We start from the raw sequence: 26,051 nt of genomic DNA on the forward strand, positions 1-26,051 counted from the left end.
TCGCCACGATAGACGCTAGACCCAATGCGGCGTTCTCGCAACACCTGGCCTGGATGGGCGGCACAATCGCTTCAATCCCCTGCGAACGGTTTTCTACGCTTCTCGCCTGTCTTTCGAAAATCGGCTCTTGATCTTTTCATAGCCGGAATTGTCCAGCCCCTCGACTCGGCACGACCCATGGAAGTTTTCAACTTCGTGGTTGAATTCGCCGTGAAACTCAAAGCTAAGACGAAGAGAGGGCAGCGAATGATCGATATCCTCTACAGTAATTTTTCCGTCTACCGCCTCATGGATGCTGTGATCACCTTCGAACGTGTAATCAATCGCCGCCACTTCCAGGCCATCATGAACACCGACTTTGAAAACATCACCTTTTTGAATGCCTGAAAGGCCTGTTCGAAGAAAGTGAATGGATACCCCATTAACCCCGCCATGGTAGCCAGCGACTGCAACTAGACGGGACAGTGCAGTAAGCAAGACATCATGGGTCAGCATCATATTTTGCTCAGGCACTAAAACAACGTGCATATCACCTGAAGAACCGTTTGCTTTAGGATCAGTCATGTCATCACCTCATCTTTTAAAGGGACTCGCTGCATCGCCTTTATAGACCGAAGGCAAGGCAGGGAAATACTGTCAAGTCTCACAGAGAAACGATTCAGCAAGCATGCAACACCCGCCCATTCACTTTTCTCGGGCATGAAAAAAGGCGAAGCCATGACAGCTTCGCCTTTTGGTGTACCGCTCAGATCTTAATGATGCTCACGGGTCGCGCGGAATTTCACATCCGGCCAGCGCTCTTCCATCAGCGCCAGGTTGACCCGAGTCGGGGCCAGGTAGGTCAGGTGACCACCGCCGTCGATCGCGAGGTTTTCCACGGCCTTGATCTTGAACTCTTCCAGCTTCTTCTTATCGCTGCAGTCGATCCAGCGCGCGGAGTACACGGTGATCGGCTCATAAGAGCATTCCACCTTGTATTCCTCTTTCAGGCGACTGGCCACTACATCGAACTGCAGCACACCGACGGCGCCGAGGATGATGTCGTTGCTGCGTTCCGGGAAGAACACCTGGGTGGCACCCTCTTCCGCCAACTGCTGCAAACCCTGGCGCAGTTGCTTGGATTTCAGCGGGTCACGCAGGCGTACGCGGCGGAACAGTTCCGGGGCGAAGTGCGGGATACCGGTGAAGCCCAGCACTTCGCCTTCGGTGAAGGTGTCACCGATCTGGATGGTGCCGTGGTTGTGCAAGCCGATGATGTCGCCAGCATACGCTTCTTCCAGCTGCTCACGCTCGGAGGAGAAGAAGGTCAGGGCGTCGCCGATGCGCACGTCCTTGCCGGTACGCACGTGGCGCATCTTCATGCCTTTTTCGTATTTGCCGGAGCAGATACGCATGAAGGCGATACGGTCGCGGTGCTTGGGGTCCATGTTCGCCTGGATCTTGAACACGAAGCCGGCGAATTTCTCTTCCACAGGCTCCACGGTACGCTCGTTGGCAACCCGGGCCAGCGGCTTGGGGGCCCAATTGACCACGGCATCCAGCACGTGGTCGACACCGAAGTTGCCCAGGGCGGTACCGAAGAACACCGGCGTCAGCTGGCCGTCGAGGAATTCCTGCTGGTTGAACTCGTGGCAGGCGCCCTGCACCAGTTCCAGCTGGTCGACAAACCGGTCGTACTCGTCACCCAGGTGGGCGCGGGCTTCGTCGGAGTCGAGCTTCTCGATGATTTTCACATCGGTACGTTCGTGGCCGTGGCCGGCGGTGTACACAATGATGTAGTCGTCGGCCAGGTGGTACACGCCCTTGAAGTCGCGGTAGCAACCAATCGGCCAGGTGATCGGCGCGGCCTTGATCTTCAGGACGGCTTCGATTTCGTCCAGCAGTTCGATCGGGTCGCGGATGTCACGGTCGAGTTTGTTGATAAAGCTGACAATCGGCGTATCCCGCAGGCGGCACACGTCCATCAGCGCGATGGTGCGGGGCTCGACGCCTTTACCGCCGTCGAGGACCATCAGCGCCGAGTCCACCGCCGTCAGGGTGCGGTAGGTGTCTTCGGAGAAGTCTTCGTGGCCCGGGGTGTCGAGCAGGTTGATCATGTGGTCGCGATACGGGAACTGCATGACCGACGTGGTAATGGAAATACCACGCTGCTTTTCCATTTCCATCCAGTCGGAGGTGGCATGGCGGTCGGATTTACGGGATTTCACCGTGCCGGCCACCGCGATCGCCTTGCCCATCAGCAACAGCTTTTCGGTGATGGTGGTTTTACCGGCATCGGGGTGGGAAATAATGGCGAAAGTGCGGCGTTTCGCGACTTCGGCGGCCTGGTGGGTCATGGGAAATCGCCTGGCAGGTGAGTCAAAAAAGGGCGGCGAGTATAGCGCAAACCCGGGGTGACGGACCACCGTTCACCCCATTGGGGGTGGCTAATTGCTGCCAAGTATGGAACCTTTTAAAAGGTAGAGACGTCCACTCCCCTGCTATCGCACTCGTAACAGGGGCTGAAAAATCAGCAAGTTAGCCTGACGAGGCTGCGCTCATGGCTCGACCGCATACCGCGTTGCCGGTAAGGGCGAGCTGCTATTCGCGACCACATTCGCCGACAGCCAGGAATGGCATTGCCGCTCGGAAATGTGTTCGCCGACAAAAGAAAAAAGGAGTCCGCCTGTGGCTATTCGCTATGGCAAAGGGCTGATAGGAGGAGCGGTTGTCGTCGCTCTCCTGGCCCTGCTGGTCCACTGGATCGGCATCAACACGATCGAACTGTACCGCGACGATTTGTTGTTTTACCTGCAAGCTCACTTGATCCTCGTCCTTGTTTCGATGCTGGCCGCCCTGATCGTAGGGATTCCCGCCGGTATCCTGCTGAGCCGACCCAACATGGTCGGGCGCGCAGAACGCTTCATGCAGATCTTCAACATCGGCAATACCGTCCCTCCCCTGGCCGTACTGGCCATCGCCCTCGGTGTCCTTGGCATCGGCAGCGGCCCCGCGATCTTCGCGCTATTCCTCGCCTCGTTGCTGCCCATCGTGCGCAACACCTATGAAGGCCTGAAAAACGTTCAAGGTTCCCTGAAAGAAGCCGCCGTCGGCATCGGCATGACGCCGCGCCAGGTGCTGTTTCGCGTGGAATTGCCCAACGCCGTGCCGATCATCATCGGTGGTGTACGCGTGGCCCTGGCGATCAACGTCGGTACCGCGCCCCTGGCGTTCCTGATTGGCGCCAACAGCCTGGGCAGCCTGATCTTCCCCGGCATCGCCCTGAACAATCAGCCGCAACTGCTGCTCGGCGCCGCATGCACCGCGCTGCTGGCCTTGCTGCTCGACGGTCTGGTGACCATGGCCAGCCGCCTTTGGCTGGAACGCGGGTTGCGTCCGTCTTAAGGCTTTGGCCCCGTCTTGGGCCTGAAACAGGAATTCACATGAAAAAACTGACATTGATATTGAGCTGCGTCCTGCTGTTCGCAGGGTTTGCGCAAGCCGCTGAAAAACCGGTCATCCGCATCGGTGCCCGGGTGTTCACTGAACAGACCCTGCTCGCCGAAATCACCTCCCAGTACCTGCGCACCAAGGGTTACGACACCCGTGTGACCGGCGGCCTGGGCAGCAACCTGGCACGCAGTGCCCAGGAAAGCGGGCAACTGGACCTGATCTGGGAATACACCGGCGTGTCGCTGGTGGCCTACAACCACGTCGACGAGAAGCTCGACAGCGAACAGTCCTACGCCCGAGTGAAAGAACTCGACGCGAAAAAAGGCCTGGTCTGGCTCTCCCCGTCGAAATTCAGCAACACCTACGCCCTGGCCCTGCCAGAGAACGTGGCCAAGGAATTCCCGCAGATCAACAGCATCAGCGACCTGACCGCGGCACTGGCCGAGAAAACCAAGGAAAACCGCCTGGTGGCCCTGGACACCGAGTTCGCCAACCGTTCCGACGGCATGGCCGGCATGGTCAAGCTGTACGACATGAACCTGACCCGCAAGAACACCCGGCAGATGGACGCCGGCCTGGTGTACACCGCGCTGCGTAATGGCCAGGTGTTTGCCGGCTTGGTCTACACCACCGACGGTCGCCTGAACGCCTTCAAATTGAAGCTGCTGGAAGACGACAAGCACTACTTCCCGGACTACACCGCCGCGCCGGTGGTGCGTCAGGTTTACCTCGATGCCCATCCGCAACTGGCCGCTGATCTCAAGCCGTTGGCTGCGCTGTTCGACGACGAAACCATGCGCCAGCTGAACGCGCGGGTCGACGTCGACCATGAAAGCCCGTCCGCCGTGGCCGCAGATTTCCTGCGCCAGCATCCGATCAACTAAGAGGAGAAGACATGGAATTCCTGAACGCCTTTTCCCATCTTGATTGGGCCCAAGTCCTGCACCTGACCTGGCAGCACATCACCCTGGTCGGCATTGCAGTGATCCTCGCAATCGTCGTAGGCGTGCCCCTGGGTGTGCTGATGACCCGCTTCCCGACGCTCGCCGGCCCATTGCAAGCCAGTGCCACGGTGTTGCTGACCGTGCCGTCGATTGCCTTGTTCGGCCTGCTGCTGCCGTTCTACTCCAAATTCGGCCAGGGCCTGGGGCCGATGCCGGCGATCACCGCCGTGTTCCTCTATTCCCTGCTGCCCATCATGCGTAACACCTACCTCGCCCTCACCGGCGTTGAGCCAGGCATTCGCGAGGCCGCCAAAGGCATCGGCATGACCTTCGGCCAGCGCTTGCGCATGGTCGAGCTGCCGATTGCCGTACCGGTGATCCTCGCCGGTGTGCGCACCGCCGTCGTCATGAACATTGGTGTGATGACCATCGCCGCCACCATCGGCGCCGGTGGCCTGGGTGTACTTATTCTGGCTTCCATCAGCCGCAGCGACATGTCGATGCTGATCGTTGGCGCCGTGCTGGTCAGTCTCCTGGCCATCTTCGCCGACCTGCTTCTGCAATGGCTGCAACGCACGCTGACTCCAAAAGGACTGCTCAAATGATCGAACTTCAAAACCTGACCAAGACCTTCCAAAGCAACGGCAAGACCATCACCGCCGTTGATTCCGTAAGCCTGACCGTCAACGAAGGCGAAATTTGCGTATTCCTCGGCCCCTCGGGCTGCGGCAAGAGCACCACGCTGAAGATGATCAACCGCCTGATCAAGCCGACCTCCGGCAAGATCCTGATCAACGGCGAAGACACCACCGACCTCGACGAAGTGACCCTGCGTCGCAACATCGGCTACGTGATCCAGCAGATCGGTCTGTTCCCGAACATGACCATCGAAGAGAACATCGTGGTGGTGCCCAAGCTGCTGGGCTGGGACAAGCAGAAATGCCACGACCGCGCCCGCGAGTTGATGAGCATGATCAAGCTCGAACCCAAGCAGTACCTGCATCGCTACCCGCGTGAACTGTCCGGCGGCCAGCAGCAGCGGATCGGCGTGATCCGCGCCCTGGCGGCGGATGCACCGTTGCTGCTGATGGATGAGCCGTTCGGCGCGGTCGACCCGATCAACCGCGAGATGATCCAGAACGAGTTTTTCGAGATGCAGCGCGCGCTGAACAAGACCGTGATCATGGTCAGCCACGACATCGACGAAGCCATCAAGCTGGGTGACAAGATCGCGATCTTCCGCGCCGGCAAGCTGCTGCAGATCGACCACCCGGACACCCTGCTGGCCCACCCTGCCGACGAATTCGTCAGCAACTTCGTTGGCCAGGACAGCACCCTCAAGCGCCTGCTGCTGGTGAAGGCTGAAGATGCGGCGGACAACGCGCCGTCGGTCAGCCCGGAAACCCCGGTGGCGGATGCCCTGGAGCAGATGGATGAGTTGGACCGTCGCTACGTGGTGGTCACCGATGCCGAGAACAAGGCCCTGGGTTATGTGCGACGTCGCGACCTGCATCGTCAGACCGGTACCTGCGGCCAGTACCTGCGGGAATTCAACGCCACGGCGGCGTATGACGAGCATTTGCGCATCCTGCTGTCGCGGATGTACGAGTTCAACCGCTCGTGGTTGCCGGTGATGGATGCGGAGCGGGTGTTCCTCGGGGAAGTGACCCAGGAGTCGATTGCCGAGTACCTGAGTTCCGGTAAGTCCCGTGGGGGCAAGACCAGCATTGTGTCGCCTGCCGAGACAGCACTGGCCTGACCTGACACACAGCGGTCAAAATGTGGGAGCGGGCTTGCTCGCGAAGGCGGAGTGTCAGTCACCGGATGCATTGGCTGATACACCGCATTCGCGAGCAAGCCCGCTCCTACATTGGATCGTCACTGTACCCGCAACACCTCAAATTGCCCCTACCGGGGAACATCAATCCGTCATACCGGTCGGTTACATAAGTAGCTGCACGCGGCCGCACGACGAACGCGTGCAAAAACGCGACATTTTTAGTTGATCTATAGCCCCTCACGTCCTAAAGTTCGCGCCGAACGTCCATGCTGGAAACGATCCATCCGGCTCAAGTACTGACGACGAGACAGCAAGGCCAAGGGAAGCGGTTGATCCCATGGCCTTTTTGCTTTCGGCGACATGCCTTGGGAAGTAGGCGAACCAAAGTGGGGATACGGAGGACGTTCATTTGCACCCATTGATCAATCTAGTTTGCCAGTAGGAGTTCCCAGCATGTCGATCCAGGTCGAAGACTATTTCGCGCGCGCCACTTTTGACAAAATGAAGGCGTTCGCCGACACCCAGGAAACCCCGTTCGTGGTGATCGACACCGCGATGATCAGCCAGGCCTACGATGACCTGCGCGCCGGTTTCGAATTCGCCAAGGTGTATTACGCCGTCAAGGCCAACCCGGCCGTCGAGATCATCGACCTGCTCAAGGACAAGGGTTCGAGCTTCGACATCGCGTCGATCTACGAGCTGGACAAGGTCATGGACCGCGGCGTCAGCCCCGACCGTATCAGCTACGGCAACACCATCAAGAAATCCAAGGACATCCGTTACTTCTACGAGAAGGGCGTGCGCCTGTTCTCCACCGACTCCGAAGCCGACCTGCGCAATATCGCCAAGGCCGCCCCGGGTTCGAAAGTGTATGTACGTATCCTCACCGAAGGCTCGACCACGGCCGACTGGCCGCTGTCGCGCAAATTCGGCTGCCAGACCGACATGGCCATGGACCTGCTGATTCTCGCTCGCGACCTGGGCCTGGTGCCTTACGGCATCTCCTTCCACGTCGGCTCGCAACAGCGTGACATCAGCGTGTGGGACGCGGCGATTGCCAAGGTCAAAGTGATCTTCGAGCGCCTGAAGGAAGAAGACGGCATCCACCTGAAGCTGATCAACATGGGCGGTGGCTTCCCGGCCAACTACATCACCCGCACCAACAGCCTGGAAACCTACGCCGAGGAAATCATCCGCTTCCTCAAGGAAGACTTCGGTGACGATCTGCCGGAAATCATCCTGGAGCCGGGCCGTTCGTTGATCGCCAACGCCGGGATCCTGGTCAGCGAAGTGGTACTGGTTGCGCGTAAATCCCGCACCGCCGTCGAGCGCTGGGTCTACACCGACGTGGGCAAATTCTCCGGCCTGATCGAAACCATGGACGAAGCCATCAAGTTCCCGATCTGGACCGAGAAGAAAGGCGAGATGGAAGAAGTGGTCATCGCCGGCCCGACCTGCGACAGCGCCGACATCATGTACGAGAACTACAAGTACGGCCTGCCGCTGAACCTGGCGATTGGTGACCGGATGTACTGGTTGTCCACCGGTGCGTACACCACCAGCTACAGCGCAGTTGAATTCAATGGCTTCCCGCCGTTGAAATCGTTCTACCTGTAAACGCACGCCCTGATCGTTCCCACGCTCTGCGTGGGAACGCATCCGGTGACGCTCTGCGTCACGCCGTTAGAGCGGACGCAGAGCGTCCAGGGCGGCATTTCCACGCAGCGCGTGGGAGCGATCAAGTTCAATCGCATGCTTTTGATAGATCTCGGCCATTGCCCGTATCTGCGGCTCATTGGCGGCACACAACGCCTTGTGCGCCACCCGCAAAAACTTCAAATTCCCGCCCGCCAGTGCCTTGCGCAACCATTCCAGTGCCGTTTCTATCTCGCCCCGGTCCGCCAACACCGCCGCATAACTGAACTGCCCGCGAAAATCCCCGCCTTCTGCTGACTGGCGATACCACGCCACCGCCGCCTCCAGATCCCTCGGGCAGTACTGCCCTTCTTCCAGATAACGCCCCAGCAGGTTCATCGACTTGGCATGGCCCAGTTCCGCGGCCTGTCGATAACACGCCAGCGCCTGGGCTTGATCCTCGGCAACCCCGCGCCCGGTCGCCAGCAGGTTGGCGTAGTTGTACAAACCCCAATCCAGCCCGGCCTCGGCCGCCCGACGATATTCCCGGGCCGCCGCCACGGCATCCGCCTCGCAACCCCAGCCATGCTCCAGGCAACGCCCGAGCATATTGCGCGCCATCAAATGCCCGCCCTTGGCGGCAATGCGGAACCAGCGCATTGCCAGTGCTTCATCGCGCTCGATGCCGCGCCCTTCCAGCAGGATTTGCCCGAGCAGCGCCTGGGCATCCACCACGCCCTCTTTCGCGGCGATCAAAATCGCCTGGGCGGCGCGCACCGGGGAGTCGTCGAGCATGCTCTGCAATTGCTCAACGTTGAGTACTTCTTCACGGCGCAATAAAAAGCCCACGCTCAGACCTCAACCCAGCGGCGCAGCAGGTTGTGATAGGTGCCGGTGAGCTGGATCAGCGCGGGGTGGTCGGGCACGTCGCGGCTCAGTTGCTGGATCGCCCCGTCCATCTCGAACAGCAAGGTGCGCTGGCTGTCCTCGCGCACCAGGCTTTGGGTCCAGAAAAACGAGGCGTAGCGCGCGCCGCGGGTCACGGCGTTGACCTTGTGCAGGCTGGAGCCGGGGTACAGCACCATGTCGCCCGCCGGCAACTTGACCCGCTGCAGGCCGAAGGTGTCCTGGATTTCCAGCTCGCCGCCGTCGTAGTCGTCGGGGTCGCTGAAAAATACGGTGGAGGAAAGGTCAGTGCGCACCCGCTCGTGGCTGCCCTTGGACTGGCGCACGGCGTTGTCGATATGGAAGTCGAAACTGCCGCCGGCGGTGTAACAGTTGACCAATGGCGGGAAGACCTTGTGCGGTAACGCCGCTGACATGAACAGCGGATTTTTCCACAGTCGATCGAGGATCGCCGCGCCGATTTCCTTTGCCAGCGGGTGGCCTTCCGGCAGTTGCAGGTTGTGTTTGGCCTTGGCCGATTGGTGCCCGGCAGTGATTTTGCCGTCGGCCCACTCGGTGTGCGCCAGGGCTTCGCGGATGCGCAGCACTTCCTCGCGAGAGAACAGGCCGGGAATGTGCAGCAACATGGAGGCATTACCTGAAAACAGTGAGACGCCAATGGTAGTGATTCTTATTGACTGTGTACAACCCTACTCCCGCCCAAAGGACGAACGAGATCGTCAAAACCGTAAGCAAAAAGTGTAAAGAACGTAAATTCAGTGCGAATAGTAATGTATCGCAATTGATATGAAGTCTTGTTCTCCCTATATTCCGCGGCCTCACCTCCTTGGGGAAAGGACACACTCATGCCGCGCACTTCGATAAAAACACCTGCCAGTTCACCACGTTTGCTGGCCTCGGCCATCGGCGTTGCCATCAGCGCCAGCTCTGCCGCCCAAATGGCGCAAGCTGCTGAAGACACCGAGCAGAAAGGCGAGCGCAACAGCATTTCCCTGGGAGCCACCAGCATCACCGGCCAGGAACAGGACAGCACGTCCTACCAGGTCGAAAAAGCGTCCTCGCAGAAGTACACCGCGCCGCTGGTAGATACTCCGCGCTCGGTCACCGTGGTGCCGCAGCAAGTGCTCAAGGACACCGCCGCCACCTCGTTGCAGGACGCCTTGCGCACCGTGCCGGGGATTACCTTCGGCGCCGGTGAAGGCGGCAACCCGCAGGGCGACCGTCCGTTCATTCGCGGCTTCGACGCCCAGGGCGATACCTACCTCGACGGCGTGCGCGACACCGGCGGCCAGAGCCGCGAGATCTTCGACATCGAATCCATCGAAGTCAGCAAAGGCCCCAACTCGTCATTCGGCGGCCGCGGCTCGGCCGGCGGCAGCCTCAACCTGGTGAGCAAGACGCCACAGGCGCGGGACTTCACCAACGGTGGCTTCACCTACGGCTCCGACCAGACCCGCCGCTATGTGCTCGACGTCAACCGTCAGTTCCTCGACAGCGCGGCCTTCCGCCTGAACCTGATGAGCCACGAACAGAACGTCGCCGGGCGTGATGCCGTCAACTACGACCGCTGGGGCGTGGCCCCGTCGCTGACCTTCGGCCTGGGCACTCCGACTCGCGTCAACCTCAGCTACTACCACATGGAAAGCAACGACCTGCCGGATTCGGGCATTCCGTATGGCTACAGCAACAGCGGCGCAAAAGCCGCCCACGTACATGACAAGCCAACCGACGGCGGCGACAGCAACAACTTCTACGGCCTCAAGGATCGCGACTTCCGCAAGACCCGCGCCGACATCAGCACGTTCTCCATCGAGCACGACCTGAACGACAACATGACGCTGAAAAACACCCTGCGCCACGGCAACACCGGCCAGGACTATATCGTCACCCAACCCGACGACAGCCAGCACAACGTCAACCAGTTCGGCACCGTGTGGCGCCGCGCGAACACCCGCGTGTCCACCACCGAGACCACCACCAACCAGACCGATCTGTTTGGCAGCTTCCAGGCGCTGGGCTTCAAGAACACCTACTCCACCGGGCTGGAATTCACCGGCGAAGAAACCCGCTACAGCGGCTACACCGTCAGCCCGAACAGCAACCCCGGTTGCCCGGCGCCCGGCAAAGGCGGCCAGTGCACCTCGCTGGGCAACCCGAACCCGGACGATGCCTGGACCGGCAGCATTGCGCGCAACTACAACGGCACCAACACCAAGGCCACCAGCCGCGCCGCCTATGTGTTCGACACCATCGAGCTGGACCCGAAATGGCTGCTGAACGTCGGCCTGCGCTACGACACCTTCGACACCGTGGCCAACACCAATGCGGTGCCGACCGCCACCGTCAAGGCCCGCAGCAAGATCAAGAACGACAGCCAGTTCTTCAACTGGCAGGCGGGCCTGGTCTGGAAGCCGGTTGAAAACGGCAGCATCTATGCCTCCTACGCCACCTCAGCCTCACCGGCCGGCGGCCTGGTAGGTGAAGGCGCCGACGGCAACCCGCTGTCTGCCGGCGCCGCCACCAGCGACCTGAAACCGGAAGAGACCGTCAACTACGAGCTGGGCACCAAGTGGGACATGTTCCACGACCGCCTGTCCCTGACCGCCGCGGTGTTCCGCACCGAGAAGAAAAACACGCGGATCCTGGTGGACGCGCTGACCTATGAAAACGGTGGCGAATCCCGCGTCGACGGCCTGGAGCTTTCCGCCAGCGGCAAGCTGACCGATCAATGGCAAGTGTTCGCCGGCTACAGCTACCTGAAAAGCGAACTGGTGGACCCGGGCCTGAACGGTCGTAACGGTGTCGTCAGTGCCGGCTCGAACAAAGGCAACCAGATGCCCAACACGCCGAAGAACACCTTCAGCCTGTGGACGACGTATGACGTGACACCGAAGCTCACCATCGGCGGCGGCGCGTTCTATGTCGACGAGGTCTACGGCGATGCGGGCAACACCGTCTACGTGCCGTCCTACACCCGCTACGACGCCATGGCCAGCTACAAGCTGACCAAGAACGTCGACCTGCAGTTGAACGTGCAGAACCTCACCGACAAGACCTACTACGACAAGGCCTATGCCTCGCATTTTGCCAACCAGGCAGCCGGTCGTACGGCCCTGCTGACCACCAGTTTCCATTTCTAAACCGATACAAATGACTGCACGAAACCCCACGCATCGGATGCGTGGGTTTTTTGCGTGTAAAAAAGAATGTTTCTCGACAACTCGCGGCATAATGCGCGCCGTGAAACACCTAACCTGATGACGAGGCCGTACGACGTGTTGAAGAAAACCCTGTTCCAGTTGCATTGGTTCTTCGGCATTACCGCCGGGCTGGTGTTGGCCTTGATGGGGATCACCGGCGCAACGGTGTCGTTCCAGGATGAAATCATCGAGTTGCTGAACCCGACGGTGTTGACGGTGGAAAAGCGTCCGGCCGGGGTACTGCCGCCCGCTGAACTGGTGCACCTGCTGGAAGCCCGCGAAGGCAAAGTCGTGTCGATGCTCACGGTGCAGCCCGACAGCACCAACGCGGCCAAGGTCTGGTTCACCCCACCGCCCGGTGAACGTCGCGGGCAGATGCGCTACTTCGACCCGTACACCGGCGACTACCTGGGCGATGCCGTCGGCCAGGACTTCTTCGGCTTCGTGCTGCAACTGCACCGTTTCCTCGCCATCGGCGACACCGGCCGGCAAATCACCGGCGCCTGCACGCTGATCCTGGTGTTCTTCTGCCTCTCGGGCCTGTACCTGCGCTGGCCGCGCCAAGTGGCAAGCTGGCGTGCATGGCTGGCGGTGGACTGGCGCAAGAAAGGCCGTAGTTTCAACTGGGACCTGCACTCGGTGTTCGGCACCTGGTGCCTGCTGTTCTATCTTCTGGCGGCACTCACCGGACTGTTCTGGTCCTACGAGTGGTACAGCAACGGCATGACCAGACTGCTGTCCGACGCGCCGCAGAACGAACGCGTACGCAAGCGCGGCCCGGCCCCCGAAGGGCCTGCGCCGGTGGCCAATTACGCCGCGATCTGGAGCAGCATCTACAGCAACGCCGGCCCCGGCTTGAGCGGCTACAACATCCGCATGCCCGCGGTCGCCGGCCAACCCGCCACCGTCTACTACCTGCTGAAGACCTCGCCCCACGATCGCGCGCTGAACCAGATCAACCTCGACCCGGCCACCGGCGAAGTCAAATCCCATGACACCTACGCCGGCAAAAGCTTCAAGGCGCAGATCCTGACCAGTATCTATGCGCTGCACACCGGCAGCTACTTCGGCCTGCCCGGCCGGATCATCCTGACGTTCAGCGCGCTGCTGATGCCGCTGTTCTTCATCACCGGCTGGCTGTTGTACCTGGACCGCCGCCGCAAGAAACGCCAGGTGCGCGATGCCCGCAAAGGCCTGACCGGCAACCACAGCGACGCGCCGGCCTGGCTGATCGGCTTTGCCAGCCAGAGCGGCTTTGCCGAGCAACTGGCCTGGCAGACCGCCGGGCAGTTGCAGGCCGCCGGCGTGCCAGTGAACGTGCAGTCGCTGGGCAGCGTCAGCGAAGAGGATTTGCGCCAATCGAGCCATGCGCTGTTCGTGGTCAGCACCTTCGGCGATGGCGAGGCACCGGACAGCGCCCGCGGTTTCGAGCGCAGCGTGCTCGGCCAGGACCTGTCCCTCAAGGGCCTGAACTACTCGGTGTTGGCCCTGGGTGATCGCCAGTACCAACACTTCTGCGGCTTCGCCCGGCGCCTGCATTTCTGGCTGACCAACCAGGGCGGCAACCCGCTGTTCGCCCCGGTGGAAGTCGACAGCGGCGACACCGATGCGTTGCTGCACTGGCAACAACAACTGGGCCAACTGACCGGCCATGCACCCGCTGCGGCATGGGCCAGCGCGACCTATGAAAACTGGACCCTGAAGCAACGCACCCTGCTCAACCCGCACAGCAGCGGCTCCGGCGTCTATTTGCTCGGGCTCACCCCGCCTGCCCCCCGGGACTGGCTGGCCGGCGACCTGGTGGAAGTGCTGCCACGCAATTGCCCATGGGCCATCGAACACTTGCTGGAAGGCCTGGGGCTGGCCGGCAGCGAAGGTGTGGTGATCGACGGCCTTGCACACACCCTCGACCAGGCTTTGGCCAGTCGCCAGCTACCGGACAATCGCGCGCACCTGGTAGGCCTGCATGCCCAGGCGCTGGTCAATGCACTGGTGCCGCTGGGCATGCGCGAATACTCCATGGCCTCGATTGCCAGCGACGGTGTGCTGGAGCTGATCGTGCGCCAGGAGCGTCACCCCGATGGCAGCGTGGGCGTGGGTTCCGGCTGGTTGACCGAACATGCACCGCTGGGTTCGACCATCAGCCTGCGACTGCGGCGCAACAGTGGTTTCCATCTGCCGACCGAGCCACTCCCGATGATCCTGCTGGGCAACGGCACCGGCCTTGCCGGGTTGCGCAGCCTGCTCAAGGCGCGGGTTGCCGACGGCCAGCAGCGCAACTGGCTGCTGTTTGGCGAACGCAATATCGCCCACGACTACCACTGCCAGGACGAGCTGCAAGGCTGGCTGGCCAGCGGTGACTTGGCGCTACTGGACCTGGCGTTTTCCCGGGATCAGGCAGAGAAAATCTACGTGCAGGATCGCCTGCGCGAATCAGCGGATGTGCTGCGTAAATGGGTGGCGGATGGCGCCGCGATTTATGTCTGCGGCAGTTTGCAGGGGATGGCGGCGGGTGTGGATCAGGTGCTGCATGAGGTGCTGGGCAGCGAAGCCGTCGAACGCTTGATCGAGCAAGGCCGCTATCGCCGGGATGTTTACTGACCCCCTGAAGATACACCGATCAAAATGTGGGAGCGGGCTTGCTCGCGAAGGCAGTGGATCAGTCGATACATCTGTTGACTGACACACCGCCTTCGCGAGCAAGCCCGCTCCCACATTGGCTCTTCTTCAGTAGGTAGATTGCATTGCAATCACACTGGCGCCAGCTTCTGTTCAAACACTGAAACCCCATCCAGGTCCCGCAAAATCACCGTCAGTTCCGCCGTCTGCCCGTCAATCTGCACCTCGCCAAAAAACTGAAACCCGGCAAACGGCGAGCTGTTCTGCACCGTCGGCGCCTTCTCGAACACCACTTCCGGGCCAAAGGTCTTATCCAGCGGATTAGGCCCGAAACTCCCGGCATTCAGCGGTCCGGCGACGAACTCCCAGAACGGCTCAAAATCCTGAAACGCCGCCCGATCCGGATGGTAATGATGGGCCGCGCAGTAATGCACATCCGCCGTCAGCCACACGTGATTACGCACCTGCTGCGCCCGCAGAAACGCGAGCAATTCGGCAATTTCCAGCTCGCGCCCCTGGGCCGGTCCCGGGTCACCGTTGGCAATGGCCTCCCAACGCGGTACGCCGGGGCTGACCTCACCGTCGGGCACGCCCAGGCCAATGGGCATGTCGGCGGCGATGACTTTCCACTGCGCCTGGGAGGCCTTCAATTCGCGCTTGAGCCAGTCCAGTTGCTCACGCCCAAGAAACGGTTTTTCGCCGCCAAGGTTGTCATCGTTCGGCCCGCGATAGCTGCGCATGTCCAGCACAAACACATCCAGCAATGGGCCGTAGCTGAGCTTGCGATAAATGCGCCCGCCCTGGTCGGCGCTTTGCCGGCGCATCGGTGAATATTCCAGCCAGGCCTGGCGCGCACGGCCTACCAGGGTATTGATGTCGCGAGTCTTGTAGCGTTCATCCAGTTGCTTGCTCGGCGACCAGTTGTTGATCACCTCGTGGTCGTCCCACTGCCAGATCTGCGGCACTTCGGCGTTGAAGCGACGTACGTTCTCGTCCATCAGGTTGTAGCGGTAGTTGCCCCGGTATTCATTCAGGGTTTCAGCGACTTTGCTTTTGGCTTCGGTGGTGATGTTGCGCCAGATGCGTCCGTCCTCGGTGGTCAGTTGCGCGGGCACCGGGCCGTCGGCGTAGATGGTGTCGCCGCTGTGAATGAAGAAGTCCGGCAGGCGCAGGCGCATGGCTTCGTAGATGCGCATGCCGCCGATGTCCGGGTTGATGCCGAAGCCCTGGCCGACGGTGTCGCCGCTCCACACAAAGCGGATATCCCGGCGCTGCTGCGGCACGCTGCGCAGGTGACCGAACCAGGGCTCGCTGGCCACGCCGGTCTGGGCATCTTCAAAGTGCACACGGTAGAAGATCGCCTGGTCGACGGGCAGGCCGGTGAGTTCGACACGGGCGGTGAAATCGGTGCGGCTGTCGGCCAGGGGCGAGACGAATTTGCGCGGGTTGCTGAATACGCTACGGGTGTCCCACTCCACTACCATCCGGGCCGGGCGGTCGCTGCGGCTCCAGATCATCGCGCGGTCGCCCAGCAGGTCGCCGGACTGCACGCCGTCGGTGAGTTGCGGGCGATCCTTGACCGAGGCGATCACCGCAGGCGCGAGGCCCGGCAGCAACAGGCCGGCGCCGACGGCTTGCATCACGCGGCGGCGGCCGAGATTGAAGTGGCTCATGCGGGTTCCCTCTCGAGCAGCAAAAGGGAAACTTAAGCATGACGGGATGAACGAGTTATGACACCGGCCTTATTGCTCACGGAGGTCAAATGTGGGAGCTGGCTTGCCTGCGATAGCCTCATCTCGGTTGCGCTGACACACCGAGGTGCCTGCATCGCAGGCAAGCCAGCTCCTACATGAACCGCGTTATGCCTGGGCGGGTGCGACAGAAAGTTCTACGGTCTCAGGGCGCTTGAGGAATGCATACACCACGGCAGTCAACAAACTGCCCGCCACGATCGCCAGCAGGTACAGCAGCGCATGGTTGATCGCATTCGGGATCAGCATCACAAACAATCCACCATGGGGCGCCATCAGCTTGCAGCCGAAATACATCGACAGCGCACCGGTCAGCGCACCGCCGGCGATGCTTGCCGGGATTACCCGCAGCGGGTCCTTGGCAGCAAACGGAATCGCGCCTTCAGAGATAAAGCACATGCCGAGGATCAGCGCGGCCTTGCCGGCTTCACGCTCGGTCTGGGCGAACTTGCGCCGCGCCAGGAAGGTGGCGATGCCCATGCCAATCGGCGGCACCATGCCGGCAGCCATGGTCGCGGCCATGGGGGCACCGCTTTGCGCTGCCAGCAGGCCGACGGAAAACGCGTAGGCTGCCTTGTTGATCGGGCCACCGAGATCGACGCACATCATGCCGCCCAGCAAGATGCCCAGCAGCACGGCGTTGGTGGTGCCCATGGTACTGAGAAAATCCGTGAGGCCGGTGAGCATCTTCGCCACCGGCGGCCCTACCAGGTAAATCATCGCCAGGCCGGTGAACAGACTCGCCAGCAACGGGATGATCAGGATCGGCTTGAGGGCTTCCAGGCTCTGGGGCAAACGGATCGCGCGGCTGATGAATTTGACGCAGTAGCCGGCGAGGAAACCGGCAAAAATACCGCCGATAAACCCCGCGCCCAAAGTGCTGGCCAGCAGGCCACCGATCATGCCGGGGGCCAATCCAGGCCGGTCGGCAATCGAGTAGGCGATGTAACCCGCCAGCAGCGGCACCATCAGCATGAACGCCTGGTCGCCGACGGTTTTCAGCGCGGCGGCAAGAGTGCCTTTTTCTTCAAAGGCATGAATGCCGAACACGAATGACAGGGCGATCAGCAGACCGCCCGCCACCACCATCGGCAGCATGAACGACACGCCGGTGAGCAAGTGTTTGTAGACACCGGTCTTCTCCGGTTTGGCAGCGGCACCACTGGCAGCGGATTCCTGCTTGCCTTCGGCCAGCGCCTTGTTGAGGGTCGCCTCGGATTGCTTGAGCGCGATCCCGGTGCCGCAGCGATAGATTTTCTTGCCGGCAAAGCGCTCGGTGGCGACTTCGATGTCGGCGGCGAGCAGCACCACGTCGGCGTCACGAATCGCCTCGGGACTCAGCGGCGTGCGGGCGCCCACGGAGCCCTGGGTTTCCACCTGCAAGTCATACCCGAGGCGCTTGGCGGTTTGCTGCAACGCTTCGGCAGCCATGAAGGTGTGGGCGACGCCGGTCGGGCACGCGGTGATCGCGACGATACGCGGCGTGCTTTTCGCCGGTGCCGCGTCAGCTACCTGCACCTGGGCCTCCTCGGCTCCGCGACGCAACACCGCGTCCACATCCTGCAACGCCTGGGCGGGCGTGCTGCGGAATACGCGTTTGCCGACAAAACGCTGCATGTCCACCGGCGTGCTGCTGACCAGCAATACCCACTCGGCGGCTTCAAGGGTGGCCGCCGACAATTGGCGTTCCGGATGCTGCACGTCGACCACTTCGACGCTGGTGCTCCAGCCCTGGCGTTGCGCGGCGGCATCCAGCAAGCGGGCGCACAGCACACTGGTGACCATGCCGTTCGGGCAGGCAGTAACAATGGCTAACTTCATGACCAACCCTCTTATTGTTCTGTCAGCGGCCGCACGTGGACGCCGCTCTGCAAAGTCTCAAGCTGCGCTTCGTCGGTGATGCCAAAGCCGATCTGCGTGACCGCCATCGCGGCAATGGCGGTGGCGCGGCCCAGGGTCTGCTCCGGCGTGTCGCCACTGAGCAGACCGTGAAGCATCCCGGCCAGCAGCGAGTCGCCGGCACCTACGGTACTGGCCACGGTTACCTTGGGCGGGGTAGCGTGCAGCGCCGTTTCCGGGCTGTACCAGCTCACGCCTGCGGCACCGTCGGAGACCACCACATGCTCAACACCTTGCCGATGCAGTTGGCGGATGGCATCTGTGGAATGACCAAGGGCATCGGCCAGTTCTTCGGTATTGGGTTTGACCAACCACGGGCCGGCGTTCAATCCGGCGCGCAGCGCTTCGCCGCTGGTGTCCAGGGCGACTTTCAAGCCGAGGTTTTTCAGTTGCTGCAGCAGGCCCTGGAACCACTGAGGGGTGATGCCGCGTGGCAGGCTGCCGGCCACGACGACGGCGTCGTAGCCCGGAGCAATCCGCGCCAGTTGCTCAAGCAGTGCGTGTTGCGCCTGCTCGCTGACCAACGGGCCCGGCGCATTGACATCCGTGACCCGCCCGTCCTGCTCGGCGATCTTGATATTGCTTCGGGTTTCGCCCGGCACTCGAATAAAGGCATCGGTGAAACCGCGACGGGCAATCAGCATCTCGAATGCCTGGGGATTGTCCTCTCCAAGAAAGCCGCCCACGGTCACCTGATGACCAAGGTCCGCCAGCACCTGCGCGACGTTCACGCCCTTGCCGGCAGCGTGGGTGATCATCGCTTCGCTGCGATTGACCTCGCCCGGTTCCAGGCGCGCCAGGCGCACCGTCAGGTCCAACGCCGGGTTCAGCGTCAGGCTTAAAATCCTTGCCATTTACACGGCCTCCACAAGCGCACGCACTTCGGCGGGAGAACCCACCGCCAGGGCTTTTTGTGCCAGGCCCTGGGCCTCGCTCAGACTGAATTCACGCACCCGTGCCTTGACCTCGGGGATGCTGCGCGCAGACACACTCAGCTCATCCACTCCCAGGCCGATCAGCACCGGAACTGCCAAAGGGTCGGCTGCCAGCTCGCCGCACACGCCGACCCATTTGCCATGGGCATGGGCGGCGCGCACGGTGATGTCGATCAGTTGCAACACCGCCGGATGCAGGCCGTCAGCCTGGGCCGACAGCGTCGGATGGCCACGGTCGATGGCCAGGGTGTATTGGGTCAGGTCGTTGGTGCCGACGCTGAAGAAGTCCACTTCCTTGGCCAGTACCGGCGCCAGCAACGCGGCCGACGGCACTTCGATCATGATCCCCAGTTGCAGGTCGGCCACCGGGATTTCCAGGCGCAGGCGCTCGGTCATGTCCCGGGCCTGGCGCCACTCGTCAACACTGCCAACCATGGGGAACATGATGCGCAGTGCACGGTTGTCTGCCGAACGCAACAGCGCGCGCAATTGCGCTTCCATGATCTGCGGGCGTTGCAGGGTCAGGCGGATGCCGCGCACGCCGAGGAAGGGGTTTTCTTCCTTGGCGATCGGCCAGTAAGGCAGCGGTTTGTCACCGCCCACATCAAGGGTGCGCACCACCAGCGGCCGACCGCCCAGGCCGTCGAGCACGCGGCGGTATTCGGCTTCCTGGGTGGCCTCGTCGGGCGCCTGTTTGTGGGCCATGAAAATCAGTTCGGTGCGCAGCAGGCCGATGCCTTCGGCGCCCTGCTCCACCGCGCCGGCAACCCCGGCGCTTTCGCCGATATTGGCGAATACTTCGACGGCATGGCCATCGCGGGTCAGGGCCGGTTCATGGCGTTGCGCGGCGGCGGCTTTCAAGCGTTGTTCGCGGGTGTCGCGTTCGACGGTGGCGCGCTGCAAGGTGGCGGCGTCGGCGTCCACATGCAGGCGACCGCGCTGGCCATCCAGCAACAACGGCGTGCCCGAAGCCAACAGCAATACAGCAGGGCCTGCACCCACCAGCGCGGGAATGCCCAAAGCACGGGCGACGATGGCGCTGTGGGCGGTGGCGCCGCCACGGGCAGTGAGGATGCCGGCGACACGCACCGGGTCCAGGCGCGCCACGTCCGAGGGACCCACTTCGTCCATCACCAGGATGTAGGGTTCGTCCGGCTCCTGGGCGGTTTCGACGCCGCACAGTTGTGCCAGCACGCGGCGGCCAATGTCACGCAGATCGGCAGCGCGCTCGGCGAGCAAGGCGTCCTGCAACGATTCCTGCTGTTTGGCGGCGGCTTCGATCACGCTCATCCACGCGGCCTCGGCGCTTTCGCCCTGCTTGAGGCGCGTCTCGACTTCGTCGGTCAGTTCCGGGTCGTCGAGCATCTCCTGGTGGGTGATGAAGATCTCGCGGATGGCCTTGGATTTGCTGCGCTCGATCAGGCCCTGGATGTCCCGGCGCACGTCGGTCAATGCCGCGTGCAGGCGCTGGCGCTCGATCACCGGCGACTCGCCGCGCAGCGGGTATTCGAAAGGTTGCAGCACCTGGATATGCGCCGGGCCAATCGCAATGCCGGGTGCGGCGGCAATGGCCTGGATCAGGCTGCCGGACACTGGCGCGCTGATGACCGGTTCGATCTCGGCCACGGCTTGTTGGGCGCTGACTGCCGGCAACGGCTCGACTTCTTCGCCGAGGCCGTCTTCCACTGCCGCCAGCAAGGCGGGCAAGGCGTCACCGGCAATGGTTGGCTCAGCGACAAACTCCAATACCTGGCCGCGACGCGCACCGAGGCTGAGCAACTTGCTCAGGCTTTTTACCGATACCGCGCCGACGTCTCCATCGACGATGCGCACACGGATTTCACCGGCAAAACTTTTCGCCAATTGCGCGAGGATCTTCGCCGGGCGCGCATGCAGCCCGTGGGCGTTGGCCAGGGCAATGCGCACGCTTGGCCAGTCGGCTGGCAGTTCACCGCCGAGCACTTCCAGTACGGCCCGGCTGCTGGTGGCGCGGCCGAGTTCCTGGCCACGGCCTTCGATCAGCAAGGCACACAGGCGTTCGAGCAAGGTCTGGTGGGCCTCGCCGAGGCTGGCCAGGCAGAACAGGCCGCTCAAGGGCTGGCCCAGGTAACGCATGGGTTTGTCCGGGGTGACGAAGGCCAGGCCGGGACGCTTCACCGTCTGCTCACTGTGCAGCCACCACAGGCCATCGCCCAGGGGCAGCGCGTCGACTTGTTGCAGCACGGCGGCAAAGCCATTGCTCACGCAATCGGCCTGGCGCAGCAGGCGTGCGCCTCTCCACACCAGTTCTTCGAAATCATCAGCCGACACGCCCAGGCCAATCATCTGTGCGTCCAGCGCCAGCTCCTGCGGCGCACCTTGTAGCAGTTTCAGCAAGGCCTCGGCAGAACTGGCGCGACGCAGGGCCTGGCCCAGGTCGGTCTCGCCGAGGGCACGGGTCAGTAGTTGCAGCAGGCGCAGGTGTTCGTCGGATTTGGCGGCAATGCCGATCGCCAGGTAGACGATCTGGCCATCGCCCCAATCCACGCCGTCGGGAAATTGCAGCAGGCGCACGCCGGTGGCGAACACCTGGTCGCGTGTTTCGGGGGTGCCGTGGGGGATGGCGATACCCTGGCCGAGAAAGGTCGAGCCTTGGGCTTCACGCGCTTGCAAGCCACTGAGGTAACCCTCGGCGACCAGGCCATCGGCCACCAGTTTTTCAGCGAGCAGTTGCAAGGCAGCAGACTTATCCACAGCCGTCTGGCCCATGGATATCTGCTCGTGGGTGAGCTCAAGCATGCCGTTCTCCTAGTTAGTGCGGCGGGCGCACTAGGTATTATTTTGAATAAATCAGTGCAAAAGCGTTCGAATAAAATTGACTGAGTGGTCAGTTGACAGGACCACACTCGTCGCGATAATCGTAAAAATACGCTTGCTGAAACGTTTAATCTAGAATTTATGGCAGATTACGCGTTAATTCCCCATGATTGAAGAGCCACTCGGCTATTGAGTTGCGACAATGGTCGCCTGCAGTAATCGGTTACGATTGGACAAAATGTCGGGGCAAGCTCTAAAAAACAAGGAAATCCCGGTTTGAAACTCAGTGATATCGCGCGCATTGCCGGTGTGTCTGTGACCACCGCCAGCTACGTCATCAATGGCAAGGCCGAACAGCAACGGATCAGCAGCGCAACCGTCGAACGGGTGCGCGCCGTGGTTGAAGAACATGGCTTTACGCCCAACCCCCAGGCCGCCGGGCTGCGCAGCCGGCACACCCGTACCCTGGGTTTTATCCTGCCGGACCTGGAAAACCCCAGTTACGCACGCATCGCCAAGCTGCTCGAGCAAGGCGCCCGTGCCCGCGGCTATCAATTGCTGATCGCCAGCTCCGACGACGACGCCAACAGTGAGCGGCAACTGCTGCAACTGTTCCGCGCCCGCCGTTGCGATGCGCTGTTTGTCGCCAGCTGCCTGCCGGCCACCGACGACAGCTACCGCGAACTGCAAGCCAAGGGTTTGCCGGTGATCGCCATCGACCGGGTGATGGAGTCTACGCAGTTTTGCTCGGTGGTCAGCGATGATCGCCAGGCCTGCCAGCAATTGACCAGCAGCCTGCTGCACCCGCTGCCCAAGCAGATCGTGTTGATCGGCGCGCGGCCAGAGCTGAGCATCAGCCAGGAACGTACCGCCGGTTTCAAGCAAGCGCTGAAAGACTTCAGCGGCGAAGTGCTGATCGAACAAGGCGAGTCGTTCAGCCGCGACTGTGGCCGACAGCTGATGGAGCAGTTGCTGCAAAGCCTGGGGCATTTGCCTGACGCACTGGTGACTACGTCCTACGTCCTGCTGCAAGGGGTGTTTGACGCGCTGCATGACTTCCCGCTCAAATCCCGGCCACTGCGACTGGGGACGTTTGGCGACACCCAACTGCTGGATTTCCTGCCGCTGCCGGTGAATGCCATGGCCCAGCAGCATCAGTTGATTGCCGACACCGCGCTGCGCCTGGCGCTGGCGGCCATTGAAGAACAGCACTACGAACCCGGCGTGCATGCCATCGGCCGAACGTTCAAGCAGCGGATTCACTCGGAGTAAGCGGTGTGGAGCTGATCGACAGCCACACCCATCTGGATTTTCCGGACTTCGATACGGACCGCCGCGAAGTCCTGAGCCGCAGTCGCCGCCTGGGCGTGCGCAGGATGGTGGTGCTCGGGGTCTATCAGCAGAATTGGCAACGGTTGTGGGACCTGGTGCAAACCGACGCGGATTTATTCGCCGCCTTCGGCCTGCACCCGGTGTATCTCGACCACCATCGCCCCGCCGACCTGACGGAACTGGGCGACTGGCTGACCCGCCTGAACGGCCACCGGCAACTGTGCGCGGTGGGCGAAATCGGCCTGGATTATTTCCTCGAACAGCTGGACCGCGAACGCCAGCAAAGCCTGTTTGAAGCGCAACTGAAGCTGGCGGTGGATTTCCAACTGCCGGCGCTGCTGCATGTGCGCCGCAGCCACGCTGCCGTGATTGCCACTCTCAAGCGCATTCGGCTGCCACGGGGCGGAATCATCCACGCATTTGCCGGCAGCCAGGAAGAGGCCCGCGAGTACATCAAGCTCGGCTTCAAACTGGGCCTGGGCGGCGCGGCCACGTGGCCGCAAGCCCTGCGCATGCACAAGGTGATCGCCCGGCTGCCGCTGGAAAGCGTGGTACTGGAAACCGACTCACCGGACATGGCCCCCGTGATGTACCCCGGCCAGCGCAACAGCCCCGAACACCTGCCAGACATCTGCGCCGCCCTGGCGGAGCGTATGGGCATCAGCTCCTCAGCGCTGGCCGAGGCGAGCACCCGCACTGCCTGCGAGCTGTTCAACTGGTAGGGGCCCATCCCCGATGCATGCCTGGCCATGCCTCACACTCGAAAGGCCCCGATCAACTGCTTCAGCTCGATCACTTGCAAGGACAACTGCCGGCTGGCCTCTTCAGTCTGGTGCGCGCCCTGCGCTGCATGTTCACCGGCGCGATTGATCTCGACGATGTTCTGATCGATGTCATGGGCCACGGCAGTCTGCTGTTCGACGGCGGCGGCAATCTGCTGGTTCTGGTCGACGATCATGCCTACCGCGCCGAGGATGTTTTCGAGGGCCTGCTGGACTTTTTCCGACTGCCCCACCGTGCCATTGGCCATCTCGTGGCTGGTGCCCATGGCCTTCACCGCAGCGCCGACACCGCTGTGGAGCTTGGCAATCATCTGCTCGATCTCTTCGGTGGAGTGCTGGGTGCGCCGGGCCAAAGTGCGCACTTCATCGGCCACCACGGCGAAACCGCGTCCTTGCTCACCGGCGCGCGCGGCCTCGATGGCGGCATTCAACGCCAGCAGATTGGTCTGTTCGGCAATGCTCTTGATCACTTCCAGCACGCGACTGATGGATTGGCTGTCGATGGCCAATTGGTTGATGACCCGTACCGATTGATCGATCTCCGAAGCCAACGCCGCGATACTGCCTTGCTGGGACTGCACCAGGCCGCGTCCGCTGACGGTTTCATCGTTGACGCTGTGAGCGCTGCTGACCGCCGCCGCCGCGCTGCGCGCCACTTCCTGGGCAGTGGATGACATCTGGTTCATGGCGGTCGCCACTTGCTCGATCTGGCTGCGTTGGCCGGACACGGCTTGGTTGCTGCTGGCCGAGACTGACTCCACTTGTCCGGCCTGGTGTTCGACCTGGTTGACGGTGTGCCCTACCCGCTCGATCAGGTCATGGATCTTGGCCACGGTGGCGTTGAACACCTGGCCCAAATCCCCCAGTTCGTCGCGGCTGTGGGCGATGAAGGTGACGGTCATGTCACCGGCCGCCACCTTGTCCATCGTCGCCCCCAGGCGGCGCAAGGTGGTGCGGGTGGAGGCGTAGAAACCGGCATACAAATAGAAGATCAGCAAAAACACCGACGCCAGTGCCGCCACCAATCCGATCATGTGCGTGCGGTTTTCCGACAGGCGTTGCTCCAGTTGCTGCTCGAGAAAGGTCAGGGTGGCTTCGTCGAGCTGATAGGTCTTGGCCATCAACGTGCTGACGTCGTCGTAGAAGTCTTGCCATGGGGCGTCGAGGGTTTCGGCCATGACGACCTGCTCTTCGAACAACTCACTGCCTTGCTTGAGGCTGGCCTTGCTCGCGTCCGCCAGGCTCGCCAATGCTGCGTGGGCGGGCTTGCTGGAGCCGAGGGCATCCTGCAGTTTCAGGCCGTATTCCGCCTGGAGCTTTTCCAGTTGCTGCAGCAACTCGTCAAAACGAGTGCTGGACGACGAATTGAGAAAACCCTGGCCCAACGAATAAGCCCCCATGGCCCGGCCTTCGCCCAGGGTCTGGGTGACTTGTGGGGTAACGCTGGTGATCAGTTCACTGAGTTGGCGCAGGTCGCCCTGGGGGTCACGGCTCAAACCCGACTGGCTGGCGATGATCTGGCTGAGCATCTGCGCCTTGTTGAGGAGTTTGCCGATCAGCGCGCTTTTGCTGAGCAGTGAAGTTTCCTGTTGCTGGGCCTTGAAGGCGGCGATCATTTCATCGCGCTTGGCTTCGAAGGCGGCGGCCTGTTCTGGGTCGGCGGACAGGGCGTGGAAGCTTTGCAGGCGCTGCAGCAGGCTGTCTTCGAGGGCGGTGATTTTGTTTTCGATATCACCGGCCTTGCCTGATTGGCCGAGGGTTGCGTTGATCTGTACCTGGTTGTTCAGGGTTTCCAGGTCGCGGCGCAGGGCCAGGCTGCTGCCCAGCAGGTCGAGGCTTTGCAGCTCGATGCGAGTGCCCTGGAATTCTCGCCAGGAATCGCGCACCAGGTAGTAGTTGGTGGCCAGCATCGGCAACAGGAACAGCACGCTGATAAGGCTGAACTTCATGCCGAAGGTCAGGCGGTTCATGAACGCGACGGCGGGATAGAGCAAGCTCTTCACAGGTGAACTCCCTTTTCTTTTATTTTTATTGAGGGCG

The 26,051-nt window shown here is 61.9% G+C and carries 18 protein-coding genes and 1 pseudogene; 9 read left to right on the forward strand and 10 right to left on the reverse strand.

The window, feature by feature from the left end; all coding sequences use genetic code 11:
- Positions 1-93 precede the first annotated feature (93 nt).
- Positions 94-564 carry a hypothetical protein gene (locus HX805_RS11485; RefSeq protein WP_177116871.1) on the reverse strand — a complete coding sequence of 157 codons (471 nt, stop codon included), beginning with the start codon at positions 562-564 and terminating at the stop codon, positions 94-96.
- A 188-nt stretch (positions 565-752) separates the two neighbouring features.
- Positions 753-2,336, reverse strand: a complete 1,584-nt coding sequence (locus tag HX805_RS11490; RefSeq protein WP_003215978.1) for a peptide chain release factor 3 — start codon at positions 2,334-2,336, stop codon at positions 753-755.
- A 295-nt stretch (positions 2,337-2,631) separates the two neighbouring features.
- Between HX805_RS11490 and HX805_RS11495 the strand changes: the two genes are divergently transcribed.
- The 5 genes from HX805_RS11495 (at position 2,632) to HX805_RS11515 (ending at position 7,773) form a co-directional block, all read left to right on the forward strand.
- Positions 2,632-3,384 (forward strand): ABC transporter permease, encoded by a 753-nt coding sequence (locus HX805_RS11495; protein ID WP_233092015.1) that lies wholly within the window; start codon positions 2,632-2,634, stop codon positions 3,382-3,384.
- 38 nt (positions 3,385-3,422) lie between these two features.
- Positions 3,423-4,316 carry a glycine betaine ABC transporter substrate-binding protein gene (locus tag HX805_RS11500; RefSeq protein WP_003215975.1) on the forward strand — a complete coding sequence of 298 codons (894 nt, stop codon included), beginning with the start codon at positions 3,423-3,425 and terminating at the stop codon, positions 4,314-4,316.
- 11 nt (positions 4,317-4,327) lie between these two features.
- Positions 4,328-4,981: an ABC transporter permease gene (locus HX805_RS11505; protein WP_003215973.1), complete on the forward strand. Its 654-nt coding sequence runs from the start codon at positions 4,328-4,330 to the stop codon at positions 4,979-4,981.
- A complete protein-coding gene (locus HX805_RS11510) occupies positions 4,978-6,135 on the forward strand; it encodes a betaine/proline/choline family ABC transporter ATP-binding protein (RefSeq protein WP_008437274.1) in 1,158 nt (385 codons plus the stop codon). Before HX805_RS11505 ends, HX805_RS11510 begins: the two co-directional genes overlap by 4 nt.
- 474 nt (positions 6,136-6,609) lie before the next feature.
- Positions 6,610-7,773 (forward strand): type III PLP-dependent enzyme, encoded by a 1,164-nt coding sequence (locus HX805_RS11515; RefSeq protein ID WP_003215969.1) that lies wholly within the window; start codon positions 6,610-6,612, stop codon positions 7,771-7,773.
- 66 nt (positions 7,774-7,839) lie between these two features.
- Here the strand turns inward: HX805_RS11515 and HX805_RS11520 are convergent, their stop codons facing one another.
- Both HX805_RS11520 and HX805_RS11525 read right to left on the reverse strand, forming a co-directional pair.
- On the reverse strand, positions 7,840-8,640 hold the full coding sequence (locus tag HX805_RS11520) for a tetratricopeptide repeat protein (RefSeq protein WP_177116872.1): 801 nt from the start codon (positions 8,638-8,640) through the stop codon (positions 7,840-7,842).
- A 2-nt stretch (positions 8,641-8,642) separates the two neighbouring features.
- On the reverse strand, positions 8,643-9,323 hold the full coding sequence (locus HX805_RS11525) for a Fe2+-dependent dioxygenase (protein ID WP_003215964.1): 681 nt from the start codon (positions 9,321-9,323) through the stop codon (positions 8,643-8,645).
- Between the two features lie 219 nt (positions 9,324-9,542).
- Here HX805_RS11525 and HX805_RS11530 point away from each other — a divergent pair, with 219 nt between their 5' ends.
- Positions 9,543-11,837, forward strand: coding sequence for a TonB-dependent siderophore receptor (locus HX805_RS11530; RefSeq protein WP_177116873.1), 2,295 nt, complete (start codon positions 9,543-9,545; stop codon positions 11,835-11,837).
- A 135-nt stretch (positions 11,838-11,972) separates the two neighbouring features.
- Positions 11,973-14,498: a sulfite reductase flavoprotein subunit alpha gene (locus HX805_RS11535; RefSeq protein WP_177116893.1), complete on the forward strand. Its 2,526-nt coding sequence runs from the start codon at positions 11,973-11,975 to the stop codon at positions 14,496-14,498.
- Between the two features lie 149 nt (positions 14,499-14,647).
- Here HX805_RS11535 and HX805_RS11540 read toward each other — a convergent pair whose 3' ends face one another.
- From HX805_RS11540 to ptsP, 4 genes are all read right to left on the reverse strand, one after another.
- Positions 14,648-16,189: an alkaline phosphatase gene (locus tag HX805_RS11540; RefSeq protein WP_087694616.1), complete on the reverse strand. Its 1,542-nt coding sequence runs from the start codon at positions 16,187-16,189 to the stop codon at positions 14,648-14,650.
- Between the two features lie 186 nt (positions 16,190-16,375).
- The gene (locus tag HX805_RS11545; RefSeq protein ID WP_003215951.1) at positions 16,376-18,088 is read right to left on the reverse strand and encodes a PTS fructose-like transporter subunit IIB; all 1,713 of its coding nucleotides are present in this window, start codon (positions 18,086-18,088) and stop codon (positions 16,376-16,378) included.
- 11 nt (positions 18,089-18,099) lie between these two features.
- Positions 18,100-19,020: a 1-phosphofructokinase gene (gene pfkB, locus HX805_RS11550; RefSeq protein ID WP_003215949.1), complete on the reverse strand. Its 921-nt coding sequence runs from the start codon at positions 19,018-19,020 to the stop codon at positions 18,100-18,102.
- Positions 19,021-21,879 carry a phosphoenolpyruvate--protein phosphotransferase gene (gene ptsP / locus HX805_RS11555; protein WP_177116874.1) on the reverse strand — a complete coding sequence of 953 codons (2,859 nt, stop codon included), beginning with the start codon at positions 21,877-21,879 and terminating at the stop codon, positions 19,021-19,023.
- A gap of 294 nt (positions 21,880-22,173) precedes the next feature.
- On the opposite strand from ptsP, the gene cra reads away from it, so the two are divergent.
- On the forward strand, positions 22,174-23,169 hold the full coding sequence (gene cra / locus HX805_RS11560) for a catabolite repressor/activator (protein WP_003215943.1): 996 nt from the start codon (positions 22,174-22,176) through the stop codon (positions 23,167-23,169).
- A 5-nt stretch (positions 23,170-23,174) separates the two neighbouring features.
- On the forward strand, positions 23,175-23,951 hold the full coding sequence (locus tag HX805_RS11565) for a TatD family hydrolase (RefSeq protein WP_177021849.1): 777 nt from the start codon (positions 23,175-23,177) through the stop codon (positions 23,949-23,951).
- Between the two features lie 32 nt (positions 23,952-23,983).
- On the opposite strand, the gene HX805_RS32590 is transcribed toward HX805_RS11565, so the two are convergent.
- Both HX805_RS32590 and HX805_RS32595 read right to left on the reverse strand, forming a co-directional pair.
- Positions 23,984-24,913 (reverse strand): methyl-accepting chemotaxis protein, encoded by a 930-nt coding sequence (locus tag HX805_RS32590; protein WP_371135982.1) that lies wholly within the window; start codon positions 24,911-24,913, stop codon positions 23,984-23,986.
- Positions 24,890-25,981, reverse strand: a pseudogene (locus HX805_RS32595) (methyl-accepting chemotaxis protein); the annotation flags it as partial. The pseudogene HX805_RS32595 and the gene HX805_RS32590, both read right to left, overlap by 24 nt.
- Positions 25,982-26,051: the final 70 nt, after the last annotated feature.

Source organism: Pseudomonas sp. G5001, assembly GCF_013385475.1.
GTDB lineage: Bacteria > Pseudomonadota > Gammaproteobacteria > Pseudomonadales > Pseudomonadaceae > Aquipseudomonas.